This window comes from Streptomyces sp. NPDC054796 (assembly GCF_053611545.1).
In genome coordinates this window covers 74,840-98,927 of the sequence record NZ_JBSHAO010000013.1, presented here as the reverse complement: position 1 = coordinate 98,927, position 24,088 = coordinate 74,840, and the positions used below count along the sequence as shown (strand labels likewise).

The window sequence follows — 24,088 nt, the reverse complement described above, 5'->3', positions numbered from 1 at the left end:
GTCGCCTCAACATAATCGCACACAAGGAATCACAGACCAACAGCCTGGCGCGAGCCTGCGGATTTTCACGCTACAGAAGGGACATTGAGGATAAATACCATGCGACGCTCGTCACATGCATCACAATCAAACAAATTGCAGCAGCGTAACCCTTCATAAGCGGACCTTCGGCGAGTAGCTTCACGTCCGTTCCGATCGCGCAATGAAGCGAGAGATCCATGCAATACCTTGCCGAAGGGCTTCGGCTCCCCACCAACGGACTCGACTACACACTTCTGGGCATCTACTTCGTCGTCGTCCTCGGCATCGGCTTCGCGGCCCGCCGCAGTGTGAAGACGAGCCTGGACTTCTTCCTCTCCGGCCGGTCCCTTCCCGCGTGGATCACCGGCCTCGCCTTCGTCGCGGCCAACCTCGGCGCGACGGAGATCCTGGGCATGGCCGCCAACGGCGCCCAGTACGGCGTCTACACCGTGCACTGGTACTGGGTCGGCGCCATCCCGGCCATGGTCTTCCTCGGCCTGGTCATGATGCCGTTCTACTACGGCTCCAAGGTCCGCTCGGTCCCCGAGTTCCTGCTGCACCGCTTCGGGCCCTCGTCGCACCTCCTCAGCTCGATCATCTTCGCGGTCTCCGCCGTGCTGATCGCGGGCGTCAACCTCTACGCGATGGCGATCGTGCTGGAGGCGCTGCTCGGCTGGCCGGAGTGGGTGGCCATCGTCATCGCGGGCTTCTTCGTCCTCGCGTACATCACGCTCGGCGGGCTCTCCTCGGCCATCTACACCGAGGTGCTCCAGTTCTTCGTGATCCTCGCGGCCCTGATCCCGCTGACCATCGTCGGCCTCAAGCGCGTCGGCGGCTGGGACGGGCTCACCGACTCCCTCACGGGGTCGCACGGCGGCTCGTTCATGACGGCGTGGGAGGGCACGGGCATCGGCTCGGCCAACCCGCTCGGCGCCAACTGGCTGACCATCGTGCTCGGCCTCGGCTTCGTGATGAGCTTCGGCTACTGGACCACCAACTTCGCCGAGGTGCAGCGCGCGCTGTCCGCCAAGAACGCCTCCGCGGCCAAGCGCACCCCGCTCATCGCCGCGTTCCCCAAGATCCTGATCCCGGCCGTCGTCGTCATCCCCGGCCTGATCGCGCTCGTCATGGAGCCGTCGCTGGGCAAGCCGGGCAGCGGGCTCACCTACAACGACGCGATCCCGGTGCTGATGCGCGACCTGCTGCCGAACGGCGTGCTGGGCATCGCCGTCACGGGCCTGCTGGCCGCGTTCATGGCGGGCATGGCGGCGAACATCTCCTCGTTCAACACCGTGTTCACCAACGACATCTGGGCCGCGTACTTCAAGAAGGGCCAGCCCGACGAGCACTACGTGAAGACGGCCCGCTGGGTCACCGTGATCGGCGTGCTGATCGGGATGGGCACCGCGTTCATCGCCTCGTCCTTCAGCAACATCATGAACTACCTCCAGACGCTGTTCTCCTTCTTCAACGTGCCGCTGTTCGTGGTCTTCATCATCGGCATGTTCTGGAAGAAGACAACGCCAGCGGCCGGTTTCTGGGGGCTGCTCTCCGGTACGGTCGCCGCGATGATCAACTACTTCTGGCTCTACAAGCAGGGCGTCATCGACATCCCCAGCGAACAGGGCGCGAACTTCGTCTCCTCGATCGTCGCCTTCGTCGTCGGCGCCGTCGTGATGGTCATCGTCACCCTGGTCACCAAGCCGAAGCCCGTGGAACAGCTCCAGGGCCTCGTCTACGGCACCGTCTCGCCGGGCCTGGAGGAGGCGCCCGCCGAGGGCGACGACGCCTGGTACCGGAAGCCGGCGCTGCTGGGCTGGGGCGCGATCATCCTGGCAGCCGTCTGCTACATCCCCTTCTCCTTCTGAACCGCGAAGGACACTGATCCACCATGAGCGAGAACAGCACCAACCGCCCGGAGGGCACCACCGTCCCGGCGGGCGACCCCTCGGCCGTCGCGCAGGAGGTCGAGGAGCTGGAGAGGCGGTCCCAGACCGCGGCCAGGCTCTTCGACGTACGCCGCATCATCGGCGGCCTGTTCGTGGTCTACGGGGTGATCGTCACCATCGCGGGGATCTTCGCGTCGGACGCGGACATCAAGAAGGCCCAGGACATCAACATCAACCTGTGGACAGGTCTGGGCATGCTGGCGCTCGGCGTCTTCTTCCTCGTCTGGCTGAGGCTGAGCCCGACGATCCCGCCGCCGTCCGCGGAGAACGAGGGCGAGGGCGGGGCCGCGAAGGAGGGCTGACCCCCGCGGGGAGCCCGGCGCGTCATCGCGGCCGGGCTCCCCGCACGGCACGTCTCACTGCCCGTCACTCCCCGGGCCGGTCCCTCACTCCCCCGACGAGGACGCCGCCTCGTCCTGGGCCTGGCCAGGCGACTGACCCGGCGACTGATCCGGCGCCTGGCCCGGTGTCTGGCCCGGTGCCGGTGCCGGGACGCGGTTGACGGGGCGTGCCGCGCGGTCCAGCAGCCCCGTACGGGCCGCCAGCGCCGCCGCTTCGAGCCGTGAGCCCACCCCCAGCTTCATCAGCACCCGCTGCACATGCGTCCGCGCCGTACTGGGCGCGATCCCCATGCCGACGGCGATCAGCCGGGTGTCCTCGCCCTCCGCGACCCGCACCAGCACCTCGACCTCGCGCGGCGTGAGCAACTGCAACAGCCGCGCCCCCTCGTCGTCCGGCTCCGCCGCCGGGTTCAGCAGCTCGGCGAAGGAGTCCTGGAGCAACTGCGGCGCCACGGCCGCCTCTCCGGCCCGCGCCTTCATCATGGCCCGCTCGACGCCCTCGATCCGCTCGTCGTGGCGCACATAGCCGGACGCCCCCGCCGCGAAGGCGGAGGCGATCCCGCGCGGGCTGGGGACGGGGCCCAGTACGACGACCGCTATCTGCGGCTTCTCCCTCTTGATCCGCACGATGGGGTCGAAGACCCCCGGTTCCGCGGGCATGGCGGTGCCCAGCAGGCACACTTCGGGCGCCCGGCTCACCACCAGATCGGCGGCGCCCGCGCTCGGCGCCGCCGCCGCGAGTACGCGGTGGCCGCGCAGTTTCAAAGCCGAGGCGAGGGCCTCGGCGAGCAGTCTGTGGTCGTCGACCACCATGAGCCGCACGCTCATTGACCTACCCCCCACAATCCCCAAGAGGCAGGGTCCACCCCCAGGCCCAGCCCTTTTCCTGTTTCGGGAAGCTACACGCTTACCCGTCATTCCGCGCCCCTTACGGAGCAGAAGGGGCCGTCAACACACAGCGATGGCCCGCCGACGGTGTGTCGACGGGCCGATCGTGTGCCCCGGAGGCGGAAAAGCGGTGGGCCCGGGTGGCCCTCTAGGGAGACGTCAGCTGCCGAAACCGATCGCCAGGTATTTCGCGTAACTGTCGGTGCTGTCCTTGGAGATCAGCGTCTGCTGGAGGAACAGCCGCCCGCCCACGAAGATGGGAGGCTCACGCATCGTGATACCCGCGAAGTTGTTCTCGGCCTCGGCGGAATCGTCGGGATTGCGGAGATACAGCTCCTGCTTGCCCTGCTTCGCCGGATCGACGGCGACGACCTGGCCGCCCGAGTCGTAGGTGGGCTTCTTGTAGGCGATCAGCTTGTCGCCGTCCATGCGGACCGGGACGATCGAGCGCTTCTCGCCCGCGGGGGACTTCCACTTCGGCTTGCCGGTGTTGAAGTCGAAGGCCATGATCTCGTTCGTGCGGCCGTAGTCCGAATCGCCCTGGTGCTCCTCGGTGGGCAGGTAGACGTACTTGTCGTCAGCGGCCGAGGTAGCGCAGGACTCGACCTCCGTGCTGCAACCCGGGTCGTACTTGCGCTCGCCCGTGGAGATCTTCGCCTTCAGCTTGGCGTCCTCGCCGACCGTCATCACGTCGGTCGTCGTGGTCTCGCCCGCGCCGACGGCAAGGACGACCGGATCGGTGGAGATCACCGAGATGCTCTCGACGCCGCGCGGCGCCTCGAACTCCCACTTCGACTTGCCCGTGGTCGGGTTGAGCTTCTGGACCTTCATCTGCGGGTTGTCGTAGCCGCCGCAGGAGACGACCGCCAGCAGCTCCTCGCCGCCCGCGAAGCCCTCGTCCTTGCAGTCGCCCGTCGGCTGGGCCTTCCAGAGGGGGCTGCCGCCGGAGATCTTGTACGCCACGGAGCCGCCGAGCCACTTCGCGGCCACGACGTCCTGGCTGATGGTCATGTTGATGCCGAGGGTGGACGCGTCGTCCGCGTTCGGCATCTTCTCCTGCCAGTCCTTCTTGCCCTTGTCCAGGTCGATGACCGCGATCTGGCTGCACGCGGCGTCCGAGGACTTGGTCTCGCCGAAGACGACGGCGGTCTTGCCGGACTCGGTGACGTGCCGGGAGGCCGCGCACACCTCGCCGTCCAGCGGGATCTCCCACGCCTTCTTGCCGCTCGCGGCGTTGACGCCGATGATCCCGTTCACCGTGCTCTTGGCGAAGGTCTTCTCGGTGGCCCAGGCGCCGACGACGCTCACCGGATCGTCGTCGGTGATGGTGGGCGACTGGATCTTGAAGAGCTCCTTGCCGTCCACGCTGGCGGGCTTGTTGCTCCCGCCCTCCGTGCCCTGCGAGGAGCCGCCGCCCTTGGCCTCGTCGTCGCTCCCGCCGTCGTCACCGCTCAGCAGGAAGAAGCCGCCGACGCCCGCCACGAGCACCAGCGCGACGACGGCCGCCACGATGGCGACGACCTTGCCGTTGCCGTTGCCGCCACCACCGGGGCCGCCCGGGGCCGAACCAGGGGGCATCGTCGGGTACATGCCCGGACCGCCCTGCCCGAACGGCGGCTGGCCCGGCTGTCCCGGCTGACCGGGCTGCCCGTAGGGACCGGGCGGGGCGGGCGCGCCGTAACCGCCGGGGCCCTGCTGCGGATAGCCGTACGCGCCGCCCTGCTGCGGGTAGCCGTAGCCGCCCTGGGACGGCGGGCCGGGCTGCTGGGGTGCGCCGTAACCGCCCTGCGGCGGGCCCTGCGGGGGCTGGCCCGGAGGCGGAGGCGGCTGGGGCGGCTGCTGGGGCTGGTTCTGGGGGGACTGCGGGGACTTGGGGGACGGATCCTGCGGCCCGAGCATCGTCGGCGCGTCATGGACGCCACCGCCCTGCGGCGGGCCCTGTGGGGGCTGCGGCGGCTGGCCGGGCGGGGGCGGCTGCTGGGGGTAGCCGTACGACGGCTGACCCTGGCCCTGGCCCTGACCCTGCCCCGGCGGATCCTGCTGCCCGCCGAAGCCGCCCGACGGCGGCTGGTGGGGCGGCGGAGGCGGCTGCGACATGACAATCCCTCGTTAACGGACAGACCGGACACCCTGCCCCTCAACCCCCCGTTAGGGCCGAGCGCATCGGACATCTAGTCCGCCAGCGGTTGACTACTGAGCGGAGACTCTTTCTATCACCGGACACCGACAACCGAAGGGCCGGTTCCCGCCCCTGTCCGCTGGACGAGACCGGCCCGGAACGCCGTCGTTATGAGAAAGCGGCCGGACCCGTGCCCGGTACGGGACGGTGTGCGCCGCTTCCTCCCCGTCGCCTCCGGAAGCGCGCTACGCGCCTTCCCCGTGCCCGCTACGCGCCCTCGGCGAGTTCCAGCCAGCGCGTCTCCAGCTCCTCGTGCTGCCCCGACAGCTCCCTCAGCTTCGCGTCCAGACCCGCGACCCGCTCGAAGTCCGTCGCGTGCTCGGCCATTTCCGCGTGCAGCCCGGCCTGCTGCTCCTCGATGCGCGCGAGTTGGCGCTCGATGCGCTGCATCTCCTTCTGCGCGGCACGGGACAGCGCCGACGGGCTCGAAGCGCCCGACGCCGGGGCCTGCGACTGCGTCTGTGCCTGCGCCGACGCGGCGGAGGGGGCCGGGGCAGACGCGGCGGACGCGTTGCGGATGCGCTCGCGCCGCTCCAGGTACTCGTCGATGCCGCGCGGCAGCATCCGCAGTGTGCCGTCGCCCAGCAGCGCGTGCACGCGGTCGGTGGTCCGCTCGATGAAGAACCGGTCATGGGAGATGACCACCAGCGAGCCCGGCCACTCGTCGAGCAGGTCCTCCAGCTGGGTCAGCGTCTCGATGTCCAGGTCGTTCGTCGGCTCGTCGAGGAAGAGCACATTCGGCTCGTCCATCAGCAGCCGCAGGATCTGGAGACGGCGCCGCTCGCCGCCCGACAGATCACCCACGGGGGTCCACTGCTTCTCCTTGACGAACCCGAAGCGCTCGCACAGCTGCGAGGCGGTCATCTCGCGGCCCTTGCCCAGGTCCACCCGCGAACGGACGTTCTCGACGGCCTCCAGCACCCGCCAGGCCGGGTTCAGCTCGGCCACCTCCTGCGAGAGGTACGCCAGCTTCACCGTCCTGCCGACCTTGATCCGTCCGCCCGTGACCAGCGGCGACTGCTGCTCGCCCCCGCTGCGCGCGACATCCTCCAGCGCACGCAGCAGCGACGACTTGCCCGCGCCGTTCACGCCGACGAGCCCGATGCGGTCGCCAGGCCCCAGCTGCCAGGTCAGATGTTTGAGCAGCACCTTCGGCCCGGCCTGCACGGTCACGTCCTCCAGGTCGAAGACGGACTTGCCCAGCCGCGAGTTGGCGAACTTCATCAGCTCCGCCCTGTCGCGCGGCGGCGGCTCGTTCTCGATCAGCGCGTTCGCGGCCTCGATACGGAAGCGGGGCTTGCTCGTACGGGCCGGGGCGCCGCGCCGCAGCCAGGCCAGCTCCTTGCGCATCAGGTTCTGCCGCTTGCTCTCCTCCTGCGCGGCGATGCGTTCGCGCTCGGCGCGCGCGAAGACGTAGTCGGAGTAGCCGCCCTCGTACTCGTGCACCGCGCCGCGCTGCACGTCCCACATCCGCGTGCACACCTGGTCCAGGAACCAGCGGTCGTGCGTCACGCACACGAGCGCGGAGCGGCGGGTGCGCAGGTGGCCCGCGAGCCAGGCGATGCCCTCCACGTCGAGGTGGTTGGTGGGCTCGTCCAGGACGATCAGGTCCTGCTCGGCGATCAGGAGCTGCGCGAGCGCGATACGGCGGCGCTCGCCGCCGGACAGCGGGCCGATCACAGTGTCGAGCCCCTGCGGGAAGCCGGGCATCTCCAGGCCGCCGAAGAGGCCCGTGAGCACGTCGCGGATCTTGGCGTCGCCCGCCCACTCGTGGTCCGCCATGTCGCCGAGGACCTCGTGGCGGACGGTGGCTTCCGGGTCGAGGGAGTCGTGCTGCGTCAGCACGCCGAGGCGGAGGCCGCCCGAGTGGGTGACGCGGCCGTCGTCGGCGGTCTCCAGCTTGGAGAGGATGCGGATGAGGGTGGTCTTGCCGTCCCCGTTGCGGCCGACGACGCCGACCCTGTCTCCCTCGCTGACGCCGAGCGAGACGCGGTCGAGAAGGGCACGCGTGCCGTACACCTTGCCTACGGCTTCCAAATTGACGAGGTTGACAGCCATCTCACTCCTGTACGGGAACCGGTCAGCCCTCCAGGGTAGTCACCCCGTTCCCCTCTCCCGACCGCTCCGGCCCCGCGGACCTCCCTCACGGGAGCGCAACCCCGGTGCCCCTGGGGGTTTCGCTGCGCGGCTGCGGGCCGGTGGGTGGGTTGTGCCCACCCTCCCCCAGCTACCGCTGGGAGGTGCCCCCTCGCCGAGCGGGACGCTTGCCCACAACAGTTGGAGCGAACCTGCTGGTGGCCACCGGGCTGGGAGGTGGTGCGGTGGGGTGTCCCCGCAGGTCGAGCAAGTCACCGGCGGAAAGCCGACACCGAGACCTTCACGCCGAGGAGACACCCCGGCGCGCCACCGACCCCACCCACACAGCACCCCACACGACCACCGGCACAAGCCAAGAACCACGCGGCCCTGGCCGCGAACAACCGGAACCACACGCCGCGCCCACCCACCAAGCCGCACCCGAAAAACGGCGCCCAGCACAGCGCAGCGCCCCCGTGTGCAGCGGCACAAAAATCAGCGCGGGACCCTACGGTGCCCACCTGAGAGGCCAGCCGTCCCGCGCAACACCCCCGGCGAACCGGCAACCCCCCGTTTCAATCCGCCCCCCGCGAAGGGGCTAGTGCAGCATCAGCGCTATGCCGCCCACCATGAGCACGGACGCGGCGATGCGAGGGGCGCCGAAGCGTTCCTTGAAGAAGACGGCGCCGATCGCCGCACCGGCGATGATCGAGGACTCCCGCAGTGCCGCGACAGGCGCCAGCGGCGCCCTCGTCTGCGCCCACAGCACCAGCCCGTACGCGGCCACGGACAACGCCCCGCCCACCAGCCCGCGCCCGGCGACGGGCCGAAGCTGCTCCACGAGCGCGCGGCGGCGCGTGGCCAGCGCCCAGGCGGGGATCGCGAGGCCCTCCAGGATCATGAGCCAGGAGATGTAGCCGAGCGCGGATCCTGAGGCCCGTACGCCCACACCGTCGACCACGGTGTACGCCGCGATCGCCAGCCCCGTCGCCACCGCGGCGGTCAGCGCGGGCCACTGCGCCCCGCCCCCGCCGCCGCCCCCGGAACCGCCCTTGGAGGAACCCCGGATCCCCCACAGCGCGACGCCGACAAGCCCCGCTGAGGCCACAGCGACCCCCGCGAGCTGCCACGCGTCGGGCAGCTCGTGCAGGAAGACGGCCGCGAGTACGGTCACGACGAGAGGCGCGGTGCCGCGCGCGATCGGGTACATCTGCCCGAAGTCGCCGAGCCCGAACGACCGCATCAGCAGCAACTGGTACACCACGTGCAGCGCCACGGACACGAGCAGCGGGGGCCAGGCCGCCGCGGCCGGTACGGGCGCGAAGCACGCGAGCACGGCCCCGCACACCGCTCCCCCGCCGCCGACGAGGGTGAAGGCGACAAGCTGATCCCGTATGCCATGCGCCAGCGCGTTCCAGCTGGCGTGCGCCACGGCGGCCAGGAGCACCGCGGCGACGACCAGCGGGGTCATCGAGCGGCGCCGGCGGGCTGCTCACGTACGTCGGCGAGGGAACCGCCCGCGTGGGCGACGAGGTCCGTCGGACCGAGCGCGAAGACGGTGTGCGGGGTGCCCGCCGCCGCCCAGACGACGGTGTGGGCGAGCAGCCCGCGGTCGGCGAGCACCCGCATTTCGGTGAGGTGGCCGAAGGGCGGTACGCCGCCGATGGCGTACCCCGTCGCCTCGCGTACGAGGTCCGCGTCGGCGCGGCGCACGGTCTCGGCGCCCAGTTCGGCCCGTACCCGCTCGACGTCCACGCGCGAGGCGCCGTCCATGAGGACGAGGACGGGTTCACCGTCGGCTACGAAGATCAGCGACTTGACGATCTGGCTCAGCTCGCAGCCGATGGCCTCGGCCGCCTGCGCCGCCGTTCTCGTCGCGTCGGGGAACGCGCGGATCTCCACGTCCGTGAGGCCCAGTTCGGACAGGGCGGCGGCGAAGCGCGGGTGCGCGGAAGATGGCTCGGTCATGTATCCGACCGTATCCGCCGCTCGCGGCGCCGGGCGACGCGGTTTCCGCCCGCCCCCACCGCCCCCGCTGGGTCCCACCAGCCGCACGGCCCCCGGCCGCACACGGCCGCGCGTGGCCCGGTCGGTGCTGCACCGGGCCACGCGCGTGAGGTGGCGGAACGGGGCGGAGGGGGCCGTGGGGCCCCGCCGCGAGGGGTCTACTCGCCCGCGGCCTCCAGGACCTTGCGGACGACGGGCCCCGCGTTGGTGCCGCCGTGCCCCGACTCCGGGACGACGGCCGCGGCGGCCATGTCGTCGCGGTAGGCGGTGAACCAGGCATTGGGCTTCTTCTGGCCGTCGACCTCGGCCGAGCCGGTCTTGCCGCCGACGTCGCCGCTGAGCCCGGACAGCGCGCTGGCCGCGGTGCCGCTGGTGGCGGTGAGCTTCATGAGGGAGCGCAGATCGCTGAGGACCTGCGGCTTCATGGTGCGGGACGCCTTGGCGAGCTTGCGGTCGTCCACCGACGGGGAGACGATCACCGGCTGCTTGAAGGAGCCGTCCTTCACCGTCGCGGAGACCGACGCCATCGTCAGCGGGTTCATGCGGACGGCGCCCTGGCCGATCAGCGAGGCGGCCATCTGGGTGCCGGACTGGACGGGCACGCTGCCGTCGAAGGTGCCGGTGCCGACCTCCCAGGTGAGGCCGATGCCGAAGATCTCGCGGGCCTCCTTGGCCTGGTCGGAGTTCTCCAGCTTCTCGGCCTGGGTGATGAAGGCGGTGTTGCAGGAGCGGGCGAAGCTCTGCGCGAAGGTGCCGCCCTTGATCTCGAACTTGTCGAGGTTCTGGAACTTCCAGCCGCCGTACGACGCGTACTTCGGGCACGGGTGCGCCTTGTTCGGCGAGGCGAGGCCCTTGTCGAGCAGCATCGCCGTGGTCACGACCTTCATCGTGGAGCCGGGTGCCAGCGAGCCGCGCAGCGCGGTGTTGAAGCCCTTGGCCGGGGAGTTGGCCACGGCCAGGATCTCGCCGGTGCTGGGCTTGACCGCGACGACGGACGCCTTGCTCTTGCCCTTGACGGCGCTCTCGGCCGCTTCCAGCGCCTTCTTGTCGAGGGTGGTCTTCAGCTCACCGGGCGTGCCCTTGGACAGGGTGCGCAGGGTGGTGCCGGTGTCCTTGCCCTTGGAGTCGACGAAGCGGGTCTCGATGCCCGCCTTGCCGTCCGTCTTGTCGCCGAAGCGCTTGCGCAGGTCGTCGAGCACGTCGGCGAGGCCGGGGTGCTCCTCCTTGGTGAGCGCGGCGCCGTTGCGGTCCACGGCCTCGATGGGCGGGGTGCCCGCCTCACCGGTCTTGATGGACTGGCCCTCCTGGAGCTGCGGGTGGATCACCGCGGGCTTCCAGTCGACCACGGCAGCGCCGGTCTTCTTGTCGCGTACGACCTCCAGCGCGGAGGTGTAGGCCAGTGAGGTCTTCTCCTGCTTGTAGGAGATCTTGGCCGCGAGATCGAACGGCACCTTGCTGCCGGAGGCGGTGCCGGGGGTGAGCCCGAGCTTCGCGACGTGGCCTTCCTTACGGAAGTCGCCCAGGTCCTTCGCCGCCTCGATCTTGTCGTCGGTGAGCTGTGCGGCGGACTTGGTGTTGCCGACGGCCCACGCCTTCAGGAACTTCTCGGCGGTCGTCCGCACTTCGGCGCTGCTGGGCGGGCCGGTCTTGACCTCCCCGCCCGGCTTGCCGTCCGCGGAGACGCTACCTTCGCCGCCGCCACCGCTCTTGTCGTCGCTGCCGACAAGGGCGTAAACGCCGAAGCCGGTAGCGCCGACGATCGCGGCGGCCACGCCGCCGATCACCGCCATCTTCTGACTGTCACGCATCTGAGAATCTGCCCCTCCACCCCGCCTCAGCCAACGCGACCAAGGACCTGTCCGAGGCACCCTAGAGCACGCGCGTTACCGAACGTGCCCCGGTATGCCCGTTCGGCGGCATATCGCGGGGATGTGGATTCGAGGATTCACCGGATCCGGGGGTTTCGGGCCCGGAGTGGAACCGAAGTCACAGACGTCGTTTCCGGACCGATCAGTTCCAGAAGAGATCTAGATCAAGTTCGTTTCGGATGAAGACTACTTGCGACTCGTGAGTCCCCACCTTCCCCTGCTCAGATCCAGGTGTCGAACCACATGCGGTTGCGCCAGGCGTCCATGGAGATCGTCTGGCCCGTGTAGATCGGCCAGAAGTAGATGAAGTTCCAGATGATGAGCAGCACCAGCACGCCCGAGCCGACGATGCCGATCGTGCGTCTGCGGTCGCTCACGCCCGGCGGTCCGGCGAGCGCGCCGATCGTCATGGCCAGCGCCAGGCAGATGAACGGCAGGAAGACGACCGCGTAGAAGAGGAAGATCGTCCGCTCCTGGTACATGAACCAGGGGAGGTAGCCCGCGGCGATTCCGCACAGGATCGCGCCCGCGCGCCAGTCGCGCCGGAAGAGCCAGCGGTAGAGCACGTACAGCACCGCGAGGCACCCCGCCCACCACAGCAACGGTGTCCCCAGGGCGAGCACTTCGCGGGCGCAGCCCTCGGCCACGTCCGTGCAGCCGTCCTTGCCCGCCTTGGGCGACTCGTAGAAGTACGAGACGGGACGGCCCAGGACGAGCCAGCTCCACGGGTTGGACTGGTACGTGTGCCCCGAGGTGAGGCCGATGTGGAAGTCGTACACCTCGGACTCGTAGTGCCACAGGCTGCGCAGCGGTCCGGGGAGCCAGCCCCAGGGCCCGGCCGCGCCCTGCTCGTCGGCCCAGTCGCGGAAGTAGCCGCCCTTGGTGGCGAACCAGCCCGCCCACGACACCACGTAGGTGCAGACCGACACGACGACGAGCGAGAGGAACGCGGGCAGCGCGTCCTTGCGCACGGCCGCGAGGAACGGGCGCGAGGCGCCCGCCGTGCGGCGTGCTCCCACGTCCCACAGGACGGTGAGGATGCCGAAGGCGGCCAGGATGTAGAGGCCGTTCCACTTGGTGGCGAGACCCAGGCCCAGGCAGAGCCCGGCGGCCAGCCGCCAAGGGCGCAGGCCGAGCGAGAACCGGTCGCCGACGTCGGGGTCGGGGCGCACCTCGCGCGGGGCTTCGCCTGAGGGCGGTGCGTCCCCCGATGGCTCGGCCTCCGGGAGCGCGCGGGCCAGGCGCGCGCGGGTTCTGTCCCTGTCGATCAGCAGACAGCCGAAGGCCGCCAGCACCCAGAACATCAGCACCAGGTCGAGCAGCGCCGTGCGGCTCATCACGAAGTGCAGCCCGTCGACGGCCATCAGACCGCCCGCGAGGCAGCCGAGCGCGGTCGAACGGAACAGCCGCCGCCCGATCCGGCACAGCATCAGCACCGACAGGGTGCCGAGCACCGCCGTCATGAAGCGCCAGCCGAACGGGTCCAGGCCGAACATCCACTCGCCGAGCGCGATCACCCACTTCCCGACGGGCGGGTGCACGACGTACGAGCCGTCCGGTGACAGCGGGATACGGGACGGGTCGCCCAGGATCTTGTCGTTGGCGTTCTCGGGCCAGGTGCCCTCGTACCCGTATTGGAGGAGGGACCACGCGTCCTTGGCGTAGTACGTCTCATCGAATATCACCGCGTGGGGTGAGCCCAGCCGCCAGAAGCGCAGCAGCCCGGCGACGAGCGCGATCAGCACCGGGCCGCCCCAGGCGGACCACCGCGCCAAGCGGGCCGCGACGACCGGTGAGAACCCGAAGAGCGCGCCTAGACGCACGTCAGGGGACGGGAAGGGGGGCACGAGGCGGTGCCGCGTGCCGGGGCGGGGGTGGCCCACGTATCCGAAGCGGCGCAGTCGGGACTGCCACGTGGGCAGGCTGTCCGAGGGGGCCTCGCGCTCGACGTCCGCCGCGGTGTCACTGGTCGTCACCGGCCCATCGTAGGGAACCCGCCTGTGGGCCTCACCCTTCGCGGGGGCGGCTCCCTTCGCGGGGTGCGGAAGGAAAACGGGGGTTGCCCTGTTCGCCGGGGGTGTTGCGCGGGACGGTTGTCCGGTGTGGTGGGTGCCGCAGGGTCCCGCGCTGATTTTTGTGCCGCAGCACGCCGGGGCGGGGGCGCTGCGCTGGGCGGTTCGCCGTTTCCGGGTGCGGGTGGGTGGCTTCGGCGCGGCGTGTGGTGCGGGTACGTCGCGGCTGGCGCCGCGTGGTTCTTGGCTTGCGCCGGTGGCCGTGTGGGGTACGTGTTCTTGGGTGTCCGGTGCCGCGGTGGGGTGTCTCCTCGGCGTGAAGCTTTCGTTTTCGGCTTTCCACCGTCGTTCGTCTCGACCTGCGGGGACACCCCACCACGTCCCCGTCCCGCCGGTGACCCGCTGCTCCTCCGGGTCCGCCGGGGCCGACTCCATGGCGTGCGGCGGCACAAATTCAGCGCGGGACCTACGGTCCCCACTCCACGGGCCGACCGTCCCGCGCAACACCCCCTGCCGGGGGTGCGTAGCCGGGTGCCCCTTGGGGGTTCGTTCGCGTGCTGCGGGCCGGTGGCACGGGTTGTGCCCACCCTCCCCCAGCTACCGCTGGGAGGTGCCCCCTCGCCGAGCGGGACGCTTGCCCACAACAAGGGTGAGCCGTCGCCGTCGGCTTCCCGTGACAGAGCTGGGCCCGTACCGCCAGGTGCGGGCACACAGCATGGGCACAAGCGGAGGGGGCACCGACCTGCTGTTGGCCACCGGGTGGGAGGGGACGTGGTGGGGTGTCCCCGCAGGTCGAGAAAGTCACCGGCCGAAAGCCGAACACGAGACCTTCACGCCGAGGAGACACCCCGGCGCGGCGCCGACCCCCACCACCCAGGCACCCCATAACCACCGGCGCAAGCCAAGAACCACGCGGCGCAAGCCGCGACGCACCGGTCCATACGCCGCGCCGAAGCCACCGGCCAGGCAGCCGAACACGGCGCTCCGCCACACGACGGCACCCCCGTGCCACGGTACGAAAATCAGCGCGGGACCCTGCGGCGCCCACCACACCGGCGAACCGTCCCGCGCAACACCCCCGGCGAAGAGGGCAACCCCCAAACGTCGAACCGCCCAGCGCAGCGCCCCGCGCGTCCTGGGAGGATGGGGGCGTGACTGGGACGCTCGTACTCGCAGGGACCCCCATCGGCGACGCCGAAGACGCACCGCCCCGCCTCGCAAGGGAACTCGCCGAGGCGGACATCGTCGCCGCCGAGGACACCCGCCGCCTGCGCAGGCTGACGCAGGCACTCGGCGTGCGCCCCGAGGGCAGGATCGTGTCGTACTTCGAGGGGAACGAGTCGGCCCGTACCCCCGAACTCGCCGAAGCGCTCGCCGGAGGCGCCCGCGTGCTGCTGGTCACCGACGCGGGGATGCCGTCGGTCTCGGACCCCGGCTACCGGCTGGTCGCCGCCGCCGTGGAGCGCGGCGTGCGGGTCACGGCCGTCCCGGGGCCCTCCGCCGTGCTGACGGCGCTGGCACTGTCCGGGCTGCCGGTCGACCGGTTCTGCTTCGAGGGGTTCCTGCCCCGCAAGCAGGGCGAGCGCCTGGCGCGGCTGCGCGAGGCCGCGGACGAGCGGCGCACGCTCGTCTATTTCGAGTCCCCGCACCGGCTGGAGGCCGCGCTCGCGGCGATGGCGGAGGCGCTGGGCGGGGAGCGGCGTGCCGCGGTGTGCCGTGAGATGACGAAGACGTACGAGGAGGTCAGGCGCGGCCCCCTCAAGGAGCTGGCCGCCTGGGCGGCGGAGGGGGTGCGGGGCGAGATCACCGTCGTCGTCGAGGGCGCCCCGGAGCCGGATCCGGGGGAGCTGGACGCGGCCGAGCTGGCGCGCAGGGTCGCCGTGCGCGAGGAGGCGGGGGAACGCCGCAAGGAGGCCATCGCGGCCGTCGCGCGGAATGCGGGGGTACCCAAGCGTGACGTATTCGATGCGGTGGTCGCGGTAAAGAACGCGCACGATTCCACGGGCGGAAAGCCGACCGGCGAGTAAAGGGCTACGGTTAAAGGCAAAGCCGGACCCGTGCCGTGGCCGCCTTCGCTATGTGAAGGCCAAATCTGCCCCAATAACGCGAAAGGCTGCTGCGCTTCCTCGGAAAGGGGAGTCCACTGGTAAGTGGGCCACCCGCTCGGAGAGAGGAGCTGCCATGAATCACACGGGCAACAGTGGCGGGGGCGAGGCGAGTGACGCGGTCCACGAGTCCTACTCGTTCGCCTGCATGCGCTGCGGGCACGGCTGGGAGCAGGAGTACGAGATAGTGCATCTCGAATATGCCGACGGCCGCCCGCACATCGTCTACTACGCGGATGGCGCACGCGTCCCGTCCCCGCTCACTCACCCCACGTGCCTCAATTGCGAGGGGCACCTGGTGAGGATCATGCGTTCGGGCCGGGTTTCCACGGCGGAGGCCGCATTGCCGCACCACAGGTCTCCCGTACAGCCGGTGATCCCGCGCACCGCGTGAAACCTCGCACCGCGTGAAAACCTCACGCCACAGGAAACTCGCGCACCACGTGAAACCCCCCACAGTATGATCCGGTGAATTGGCCGTGGCGGGCACGAATTATGATCGCGGGCATGCCGAAGACCGCACAGCCCGCACCGCCGCTGCCCGAACCGCTCCGTGTGCCGGTCGCCGACTCGCACACCCATCTCGACATGCAGGACTCCGGAGTCGAGGAGGCCCTGGCGGCGGCGGCCTCGGTCGGGGTCACCACGGTCGTCCAGGTCGGCTGCGATCTGGAGCGTTCGCGGTGGGCCGCCGAGACCGCCGCCGCGCACGCGTCGGTGCACGCGGCCGTCGCGCTGCACCCCAACGAGGCACCCCGGGTGCCGGACCTCGACGCGGCGCTGGCGGGGATCGAGGAGCTGGCGGCGCTCCCCCAGGTGCTGGCCGTGGGCGAGACGGGGCTGGACTACTTCCGTACGGGCGAGGACGGCGTCGCCGCGCAGAAGCGCTCTTTCCGCGCGCATGTCGAGATCGCGAAGCGGCTGGACAAGGCCCTGGTCATCCACGACCGCGACGCGCACGAGGACGTGCTGCGCCTCCTCGACGAGGAGGGCGCGCCGGAGCGGACCGTCTTCCACTGCTACTCGGGCGACGCGGCCATGGCGGAGGTCTGCGCGGCCAAGGGCTACTTCATGTCCTTCGCCGGGAACGTCACCTTCAAGAACGCCCAGCCGCTGCGTGACGCGCTCGCCGTCGCGCCGCCCGAGCTGGTGCTGGTGGAGACGGACGCGCCGTTCCTGACTCCGGCGCCGTACCGCGGTCGGCCCAACGCGCCGTATCTCGTTCCGGTCACCCTGCGCGCGATGGCGGAGACGAAGGGGATGTCCGAGGACGTGCTGGCGGAACACATCGCCAAGAACACGGCGCTCGCCTTCGGCTACTGAGGCTACTGACACCCCCGTACGAGTGACGCTGTGTAGTCGCGTCGCTTGGGAGAGTCACGTGCACTCCGCTACAGTCCCGGCCCGCCACACCGCCGGACGACCTTGGAGTGCCGTGAGTCAGCCGCACGCACCGTATGGCCCGCTGTACGAGACGCCGCAAGGCCCCTGGCACGCGTACGGGCAGGACGGGGAGTACGGGCAGCCGGTTTGTGAGCAGGCGTACGCGCAGCCGTACGGGGCGCACTACGACCCCCTCACCCCCTCCGGCGCCCCCGAGCCCTCCGACCCGTACGGGGAGTACGAGGGGTACGCGGCGGCCCAGGAGCCCGAACCCGGGCCCGTGCCCGACGGCCCCGTACCGCCCGTCGCCCCGCCCGTCGCGCCCAGTGGCGGGCGGGCAGCGGCCCGCAAGGCGGCGGCGGGGGCACGGGGGCGCGGGAAGCCGGGGAGACCGGGGAGACCGGGGAGACCGGTCCAGCGGCCGGACGCGCTGCGGCGGCTGCTCCCGCAGGCGCTGGTCGTCGCGTTCCTCGCGGGCGGCACCTCCGCGTTCGTCGCGCACGACAAGGCGGTACGCCTCAGCGTCGACGGCACCCCGCGCACCCTGCACACCTTCGCCGACGACGTCGGCGAGCTGCTGGAGGACGAGGGCCTGAAGGTCGGCGCGCACGACATCGTCGCGCCGTCCCCGCGCGAGCAGCTCGCCAACGGGGACGAGATCGCCGTGCGCTACGGCCGCCCCCTCTCCCTCGAACTCGACGGCAGCCGGCGCCGGGTGTGGACCACAGCGCGGACCGTGGACGGCGCGCTCGACCAGTTGGGCGTGCGCGCCGAGGGCGCCTATCTGTCGGTGTCGCGCGGCGCGCGGATCGCGCGGCGGGGCCTGGACCTGTCCGTACGGACGGAGCGCGGCGTCACCTTCGTCGCCGACGGCCGCGAGCACACCGTGCGCACGAACGCGGCCACGGTCGAGGAGGCACTGGACGAGGCGGGCATCGAGCTGACGGGCGACGACACCACGTCCGTCGCGCTCGACGGCTTCCCGCGCGACGGGCAGGTCATCAAGGTCATGCGCATCACGGGCGGCCAGAAGGTGGCGGAGGAGCGCATTCCGTACGACACCGTGCGCCGCGAGGACGCCTCGCTGAACAAGGGCACCGAGGTCGTGGAGCGGCAGGGACGCCCTGGGCTGAGGCGGACCACGTACCGGCTGCGCACCGTGAACGGCGTCAAGGAGAAGCCGAAGCGCATCGGTACCGAGGTGGTGCGCCGCCCGCAGGCCCGGATCGTCAAGGTGGGGACCAAGCCGATGCCGCGGTCCGTCGCGGGCGCCGACCACCTCAACTGGGGCGGTCTCGCGCAGTGCGAGTCGGGCGGCAGGCCGGACGCGGTGGACCCGTCGGGGACGTACGGCGGGCTGTACCAGTTCGACACCCAGACCTGGCGGCGCCTCGGCGGCAGCGGCAGGCCGCAGGACGCGTCGGGTGCCGAGCAGACGTTCCGCGCGAAGAAGCTCTACGTGGACAGGGGCGCGAGCCCGTGGCCGCACTGCGGGCGGAGACTCACGCAGTGAGCGCGCCCGTAAACTGACGCGGTGAGCGCAGCCCCCGACGACCCAGCCCCCGGCCCCTCCGACGGCCCGGCCCCCGGCCCCGACACCGGGCACGCCGACCCCCTCCTCGGCGCCACCGACATCCGCGAACTCGCCGACGCGCTGGGGGTGCGCCCCACCAAGCAGCGCGGCCAGAACTTCGTCATCGACGCCAACACCGTCCGCCGGATCGTGCGCACGGCCGGTGTCCGCGCCGACGACGTGGTGGCCGAGATCGGCCCGGGGCTCGGCTCGCTGACGCTCGGGCTGCTGGAGACGGCGGAGCGGGTGACGGCCATCGAGATCGACGACGCGCTCGCCGCAGGGCTGCCCGCGACGGTACGGGCGCGACTCCCCGAGCGCGCCGGCCGCTTCGCGCTGGTGCACGCCGACGCGATGCGGGTGGGGCCCGCGGACCTGCCGGGGCCGCCGCCGACCGCGCTCGTCGCCAACCTGCCCTACAACGTCGCGGTCCCTGTGCTGCTGCACATGCTCGCGGTCTTCCCGACGATCGAGCGCACGCTCGTCATGGTCCAGTCCGAGGTCGCCGACCGGCTGGCCGCAGCGCCGGGTTCGAAGGTGTACGGGGTGCCGTCGGTCAAGGCCGCCTGGTACTGCGAGGTGAAGCGGGCCGGAGCGATCGGCCGCAACGTCTTCTGGCCCGCGCCCAACGTCGACTCGGGCCTGGTCTCGCTCGTACGCCGCGAGCCGCCGCGCACGAGCGCGGCCAGGGACGAGGTCTTCACGGTGGTCGACGCGGCGTTCGCGCAGCGCCGCAAGACGCTGCGCGCGGCGCTCGCGGGCTGGGCGGGCTCGGCAGCGGCGGCGGAGGAGGCGCTGCGCGCCGCCGGGGTGTCGCCCCAGGCGCGGGGCGAGGGGCTGACGGTCGAGGAGTTCGCCGCCATCGCCGAGCACGGGCCGCGCGGCGGCACGGGTTCCGGTTCCGGTGAAGGGGGACGGCGCACGTACGCCCGCGAGGACGGCGGTGGCGCGAACGGCACCGGCCACGAGAACAGCCACGACACCAGCCACGAGGACAACGGCCGCAGCGGCCGGAACGGAAAGCACAGGGGGAGCGCCGCGTGACCAGCACCGTCACCGTCCGGGTACCGGCCAAGGTCAACGTCCAGCTGGCGGTCGGCGGACGCCGCGCCGACGGCTTCCACGACCTGGCCAACGTCTTCCTGGCCGTCAGCCTCTTCGACTCGGTGAGCGCCACCCCCGCCGACGCGCTCCGGCTGACCGCCTCCGGACCCGACGCGGGCGAGATCCCGCTCGACGGCACCAACCTCGCGGCCCGCGCGGCGAGCGCGCTGGCCGCGCGGCACGGCCTGGAGCCGCGCGTGCATCTGCACATCGCGAAGGACATCCCCGTCGCGGGCGGCATGGCGGGCGGCAGCGCCGACGCGGCGGGCGCGCTGCTCGCCTGCGACACGCTGTGGGGTACGCACACCTCGCGGGACGAACTGCTCGCGCTCTGCGCCGAGCTGGGCTCCGACGTGCCGTTCAGCCTGGTGGGCGGGGCCGCGCTGGGGCGTGGGAGGGGCGAACTGCTGACGCCGCTGGAGACCGGCGGGACGTTCCACTGGGTGTTCGCCGTCGCCGAGGGCGGGCTGTCCACACCGGCCGTCTACGGGGAGTGCGACCGGCTGCGCGAGAGCGCGGGTACGGGCGCCGGTGTCGCCGACGTCCCAGCGCCCGAGCCGTCGGACAGGCTGCTGGAGGCGCTGCGCACGGGCGACGCGGCGACGCTGGCCGGGGCGCTCTCCAACGACCTCCAGGCCGCTGCCGTCTCGCTGCGGCCCTCGCTCGCCGAGACGCTGGAGGCGGGCACGGCGGCCGGTGCGCTGGCCGCGCTGGTCTCGGGGTCCGGGCCGACGTGCGCGTTCCTCGCGAAGGACGCCGAGTCGGCGGCCTCCGTCGCCGAGTCCCTCCTCGCCTCCCGCACCTGCCGCACCGCCCGCCCCGCGACGGGCCCAGCCCCCGGCGCCCGGGTCCTCGCCTGACCCTGGACGAGGCGACGAACGCCGCGCGGCCCTGCCGGCCTGGACAGGGCCCCTGGGAGGGACCGGGCTCCGGTGCCCCAGTGCCCCGGCGCAGCATGCCGTCTGCCGCAACCCGCGCGCCTGGGGACCCAGCGCACCGCGCGGCCCGCTGACCCGCTCAACTCACCGCTCGGCCACGCCCGGTGCATCCACAGCATCCGGTGCCTCCGGTGTCGGCGTGGCCCGACGCCAGGCCGACCCGGCCGGCCGGTGAACAACCGGACCCCGACGCCCCGGCGCAGCATGCCGTCTGCCGCAACCCGCGCGCCTGGGGACCCAGCGCACCGCGCGGCCCGCTCGCCTGCTCAACTCACCGCTCGGCCATGCCCGGTGCATCCGGTGCATCCGGCGCATCCCGTGCCGACACGGACCGACGCCCGATCGGCCCCGCATCCGCCCGGTCCGTGAACGGCTCAGCGCAGCGCGCCCGCGCCGCGCTCAGGCGCGGTCCTGGCCGCGGAGGGCGCGGCGCAGGCCGAGGTTGCTGAAGGTGAGGCCGCCGTCTACGGGGAGGGTGACGCCGGTGATCCAGGCGGCGTCGGACGAGGCGAGGAAGGCGGCGGCCGACGCGATGTCGCCGGGGTGCCCCACGCGGCCGAGCGGATACTCCGCGGCGGCGCGCTCCAGCGCCTCGCCCCTCCCCGCCCAGTTGGGCGTGTCGACCGTGCCGGGCGCGATGAGGTTGACGCGCACGCCGCGCGGGGCGCTCTGGCCCGCGAGCGTACGGGTCAGGCTGGCCAGGCCCGCCTTCGCCGCGCTGTAGGCGTGGTTGCCGAAGTCCTGGCTGCCGTTGACGGAGCCGATGTTGACGATGGCGCCCCGGCCCCCGGACGCCGCCAGGTAGGGCATGGCGGCGCGGGAGCAGCGGAAGGCGCCGTTCAAGGTGATGTCCATGTCGCGCAGCCAGCTGTCGTCCGACGCGTCCTCGAAGGAGTCGGCGTCGGGATGGCAGGAGTAGGCGTTGTTCACGAGGACGTCGAATCCGCCGAAGCGTTTCGCCACGAGCGCTGCCGTCTCCTCGACGGCGATCCTGTCCCCCACGTCGCAGGCGCGGCTCTCGGCCTCGCCGCCCGCCTCACGGATCCGTTCGGCGGCCTTCGCGGCCCGCGTTCCGTCGAGATCCGTCACCAGCACCTTCGCGCCCTCGTCCGCGAGCCGCCTGGCGATCGCCTCTCCGATCCCCCGCCCTGCGCCCGTCACCAGCGCCGCGTACCCCTCGAATCGCCGCATCGGGCGAGGCTAGCGCAGAACGCGCGCGCCGATCACCCGTACGAGACCCCTGAATCACGGGCCGGGAATGCGCAGGGGCCGGGCGGGCGCTGATCATGGGAGGGCGCGGTCACCGACCGGGACGAGCCAACCGAGCGAACCGAACGAGCAGAGCGAGACGGACGAGAAGTGGACAGCATCTGGCACGGCGAACAGCTCGACCTGGACGCCTACCTGGCCCGTATCGGCTACGACGGGGAGCGCGCACCCACCTTCGACGCGCTGCGCGAGCTGCACCGCGCGCACGTGCTGGCGCTCCCGTTCGAGAACCTGGAGATCATCCTCGGCCGCGACATCCCGCTGGACCTGGCCGCGCTCCAGGACAAGCTGGTGCACCGTCGGCACGGCACACGCGGCGCCTACTGCTTCGAGCACGTCACGCTCTTCGCCGCGGCCCTGGAGCGCTTCGGCTTCGGGCTGACGGGGCTGCTGGGCCGGGTGCGGATGGGCTCGGACAAGGTCAAGCCGGAGACGCACGCGATGCTGCGCGTGGAGACGGCGGGGACGGCAGAGACGGCAGAGGGCCCGGAGACGGGGCGCGTGTGGCTGTGCGACGTCGGCTTCGGGTCCAGCCCGCTCACCCCGATCGAGCTGGCCGACGGCGCGGAGGCGAGCGCCGACGACTGGCGCTACCGCCTGGAGTGGCGCACCGTGACGCCCGGCGCGCGGGGCTGGATGCTGTACGCGTGGGACGCGGCGGAAGGCCGCTGGTTCGACCGGCACGGCACGACGCCGGACCCGCGCTACCCCGTCGACTACGAGGCCGCGAACCACTTCGTCGCCACCCACCCCCGCTCCCCCTTCGTCACGCGTCCCTTCATCCAGCGGGTGCTGCCCGACCGGCTGCATGTGCTGGACGGGCTGACGCTGACGACCACCCGGCCACTCGACGGCTCCCGCGAGGCGCGCGAGCTGGCGCCGGGCGAGGTCCCCGAGGCGCTGGACGGTCTCTTCGGCATCCGGCTGGAGGCCGAGGACGCGCGGCGGCTGGTCGCCGGGCTGAGCTGAGGCCGTAGCGCCCCGCCCGTCTCCCGCTCCCGCTCCCGTACCGGCGCCGTCAGCCGCAGGCGCGCAGCGCCCGTACGAGGGCCTCGGCGCGCGGGTCCGAGGTGACCGAACGCTGCATCGCGCGGGTGACGTAGGCGAATCCTGTCCCCGTCTCGGGGTCGGCGAAGGCCAGCGAGCCGCCGCGCCCCGGGTGCCCGAACGAGCCGGGGCCCAGCATCGGCGAGGCGGGGCCGTGCAGCATGAAGCCGAGGCCGAAGCGGGTGGAGACGACGAGCACCTGGTCGGGGCCCGAGGACTCCTCGGACCTGGCCTGGGTGAGCGTCGCCGGGGTGAACAGCCGCCGCCCGGCGCACGCGGCCTCCGGTTCCGGCTCCGCGCCCGGCGTCTCCGGCCCCGTCTCTGGCTCCGGCTCCGCGTGTACGGGGCCGATGAGCGCCGCGTAGAAGCGGGAGAGGGAGCGGGCCGTCGCGATGCCCGCGGAGCCGGGGAGTCCGGCGGCGCGGTAGGGGACGTCGTTCTCGTCGGGGTGCGGGTCGATGGAGCCGAAGGCGCGGCTGGTCAGCGAGGCCGGGTCCTCGTAGGCGTCGGTGACGGAGCGCTTGGGCCGCACGCGCAGCCCCTTGGCGGCCGGCGGGGGCGGCGTCTCGACGCGCTCGCTGTGCGCGACCCGCCACTGGCCGGAAGCGGGCAGCCCGAACCAGAGCGCGAGGTCGAGCGGGCGGGCGATCTCCTCGGCGAACCAGCGGCCGAGGGAGCGCCCCGTGGCCCTCCGCACGAGTTCGCCGAGCAGCCAGCTGAAGGTGTGCGGGTGGTAGCCGTGCGCGGTGCCCGGCTGCCAGGCGGGCGTCTGCGCGACGAGGGCGCGACGGCCGCTGACGCCGTCGATGGCCTCCTGCGGGGTGAGCGGCACATCGAGCGCGGGCACTCCGGCGCGGTGCGAGAGCAGGTGCCGCACCAGCACGCGTTCCTTGCCGTTCGCCTTGAACTCGGGCCAGTAGGTGCCGACGGGCGCGTCCAGGTCGAGCTGTCCGCGCTGGTGCAGGATGTGCGGCACGGACGCCGCCGGCCCCTTGCCCGCCGAGCGGACGACGACCGCCGTCCCCCGGGTCCACGGCTCCCCGTCAGGCCCCTTGGTGCCGCCCCACAGATCGACGACCTTGCGCCCGTGCCTGTGCACCGTCACGGCCGCGCCGGTGTCGCCGCGCTCGGCGAAGTTGCGTACGAAGGCGTCCCGGACCGGTTCGAAACCGTCCGCCACCGTGCCCTGGACGTCGACCACGTTTTCTTCGCTCCCGCCGCTTTCCGTCTGCTGTGCGACATCCATGGTGCAACGGGCCGCTGATGCGGTTACGCACCGGGACCGGCTTCGGGCCCCGGCCGGGCGGGAGCGTGGCCCGCTCGCGCGG

General features: G+C 71.9%; 18 protein-coding genes. 9 read left to right on the top strand and 9 right to left on the bottom strand.

The window, feature by feature from the left end; genetic code table 11:
- Positions 1-218 precede the first annotated feature (218 nt).
- A complete protein-coding gene (locus ACWGJ2_RS13790) occupies positions 219-1,889 on the top strand; it encodes a sodium:solute symporter family protein (RefSeq protein ID WP_453346262.1) in 1,671 nt (556 codons plus the stop codon).
- A gap of 23 nt (positions 1,890-1,912) precedes the next feature.
- On the top strand, positions 1,913-2,272 hold the full coding sequence (locus tag ACWGJ2_RS13785; RefSeq protein ID WP_453346261.1) for a hypothetical protein: 360 nt from the start codon (positions 1,913-1,915) through the stop codon (positions 2,270-2,272).
- A gap of 84 nt (positions 2,273-2,356) precedes the next feature.
- On the opposite strand, the gene ACWGJ2_RS13780 is transcribed toward ACWGJ2_RS13785, so the two are convergent.
- From ACWGJ2_RS13780 to ACWGJ2_RS13750, 7 genes are all read right to left on the bottom strand, one after another.
- Complete coding sequence (locus ACWGJ2_RS13780) at positions 2,357-3,139, bottom strand: helix-turn-helix transcriptional regulator (protein WP_453346260.1); 783 nt, start codon at positions 3,137-3,139, stop codon at positions 2,357-2,359.
- A gap of 219 nt (positions 3,140-3,358) precedes the next feature.
- Positions 3,359-5,296 carry an outer membrane protein assembly factor BamB family protein gene (locus ACWGJ2_RS13775; RefSeq protein WP_453346259.1) on the bottom strand — a complete coding sequence of 646 codons (1,938 nt, stop codon included), beginning with the start codon at positions 5,294-5,296 and terminating at the stop codon, positions 3,359-3,361.
- Positions 5,297-5,585: 289 nt separating this feature from the next.
- Complete coding sequence (locus tag ACWGJ2_RS13770) at positions 5,586-7,436, bottom strand: ABC-F family ATP-binding cassette domain-containing protein (RefSeq protein ID WP_453346258.1); 1,851 nt, start codon at positions 7,434-7,436, stop codon at positions 5,586-5,588.
- Positions 7,437-8,052: 616 nt separating this feature from the next.
- Complete coding sequence (locus ACWGJ2_RS13765; protein WP_453346257.1) at positions 8,053-8,925, bottom strand: EamA family transporter; 873 nt, start codon at positions 8,923-8,925, stop codon at positions 8,053-8,055.
- Complete coding sequence (locus tag ACWGJ2_RS13760) at positions 8,922-9,422, bottom strand: YbaK/EbsC family protein (RefSeq protein ID WP_453346256.1); 501 nt, start codon at positions 9,420-9,422, stop codon at positions 8,922-8,924. Before ACWGJ2_RS13760 ends, ACWGJ2_RS13765 begins: the two co-directional genes overlap by 4 nt.
- A gap of 197 nt (positions 9,423-9,619) precedes the next feature.
- Positions 9,620-11,269 (bottom strand): penicillin-binding transpeptidase domain-containing protein, encoded by a 1,650-nt coding sequence (locus ACWGJ2_RS13755; RefSeq protein ID WP_453346255.1) that lies wholly within the window; start codon positions 11,267-11,269, stop codon positions 9,620-9,622.
- A gap of 281 nt (positions 11,270-11,550) precedes the next feature.
- Positions 11,551-13,305: a dolichyl-phosphate-mannose--protein mannosyltransferase gene (locus ACWGJ2_RS13750; protein WP_453346254.1), complete on the bottom strand. Its 1,755-nt coding sequence runs from the start codon at positions 13,303-13,305 to the stop codon at positions 11,551-11,553.
- Positions 13,306-14,492: 1,187 nt separating this feature from the next.
- Here ACWGJ2_RS13750 and rsmI point away from each other — a divergent pair.
- From rsmI to ACWGJ2_RS13720, 6 genes are all read left to right on the top strand, one after another.
- A complete protein-coding gene (gene rsmI, locus ACWGJ2_RS13745; RefSeq protein ID WP_453346253.1) occupies positions 14,493-15,368 on the top strand; it encodes a 16S rRNA (cytidine(1402)-2'-O)-methyltransferase in 876 nt (291 codons plus the stop codon).
- A 154-nt stretch (positions 15,369-15,522) separates the two neighbouring features.
- Positions 15,523-15,840: a hypothetical protein gene (locus ACWGJ2_RS13740; protein ID WP_453346252.1), complete on the top strand. Its 318-nt coding sequence runs from the start codon at positions 15,523-15,525 to the stop codon at positions 15,838-15,840.
- 113 nt (positions 15,841-15,953) lie between these two features.
- Complete coding sequence (locus ACWGJ2_RS13735) at positions 15,954-16,769, top strand: TatD family hydrolase (RefSeq protein ID WP_453346251.1); 816 nt, start codon at positions 15,954-15,956, stop codon at positions 16,767-16,769.
- A 112-nt stretch (positions 16,770-16,881) separates the two neighbouring features.
- On the top strand, positions 16,882-18,342 hold the full coding sequence (locus tag ACWGJ2_RS13730; RefSeq protein ID WP_453346250.1) for a ubiquitin-like domain-containing protein: 1,461 nt from the start codon (positions 16,882-16,884) through the stop codon (positions 18,340-18,342).
- Between the two features lie 120 nt (positions 18,343-18,462).
- The gene (gene rsmA / locus ACWGJ2_RS13725; RefSeq protein ID WP_453346336.1) at positions 18,463-19,446 is read left to right on the top strand and encodes a 16S rRNA (adenine(1518)-N(6)/adenine(1519)-N(6))-dimethyltransferase RsmA; all 984 of its coding nucleotides are present in this window, start codon (positions 18,463-18,465) and stop codon (positions 19,444-19,446) included.
- Positions 19,443-20,366 carry a 4-(cytidine 5'-diphospho)-2-C-methyl-D-erythritol kinase gene (locus ACWGJ2_RS13720; RefSeq protein WP_453346249.1) on the top strand — a complete coding sequence of 308 codons (924 nt, stop codon included), beginning with the start codon at positions 19,443-19,445 and terminating at the stop codon, positions 20,364-20,366. The genes rsmA and ACWGJ2_RS13720 overlap by 4 nt, the downstream gene beginning before the upstream one ends.
- Positions 20,367-20,843: 477 nt before the next feature.
- Here ACWGJ2_RS13720 and ACWGJ2_RS13715 read toward each other — a convergent pair whose 3' ends face one another.
- Complete coding sequence (locus ACWGJ2_RS13715) at positions 20,844-21,635, bottom strand: SDR family NAD(P)-dependent oxidoreductase (protein WP_453346248.1); 792 nt, start codon at positions 21,633-21,635, stop codon at positions 20,844-20,846.
- 177 nt (positions 21,636-21,812) lie between these two features.
- Here ACWGJ2_RS13715 and ACWGJ2_RS13710 point away from each other — a divergent pair, with 177 nt between their 5' ends.
- Positions 21,813-22,682, top strand: a complete 870-nt coding sequence (locus ACWGJ2_RS13710; RefSeq protein WP_453346335.1) for an arylamine N-acetyltransferase family protein — start codon at positions 21,813-21,815, stop codon at positions 22,680-22,682.
- A 49-nt stretch (positions 22,683-22,731) separates the two neighbouring features.
- Here ACWGJ2_RS13710 and ACWGJ2_RS13705 read toward each other — a convergent pair whose 3' ends face one another.
- On the bottom strand, positions 22,732-24,006 hold the full coding sequence (locus ACWGJ2_RS13705; RefSeq protein ID WP_453346247.1) for a serine hydrolase domain-containing protein: 1,275 nt from the start codon (positions 24,004-24,006) through the stop codon (positions 22,732-22,734).
- Between the last annotated feature and the right edge of the window lie 82 nt (positions 24,007-24,088).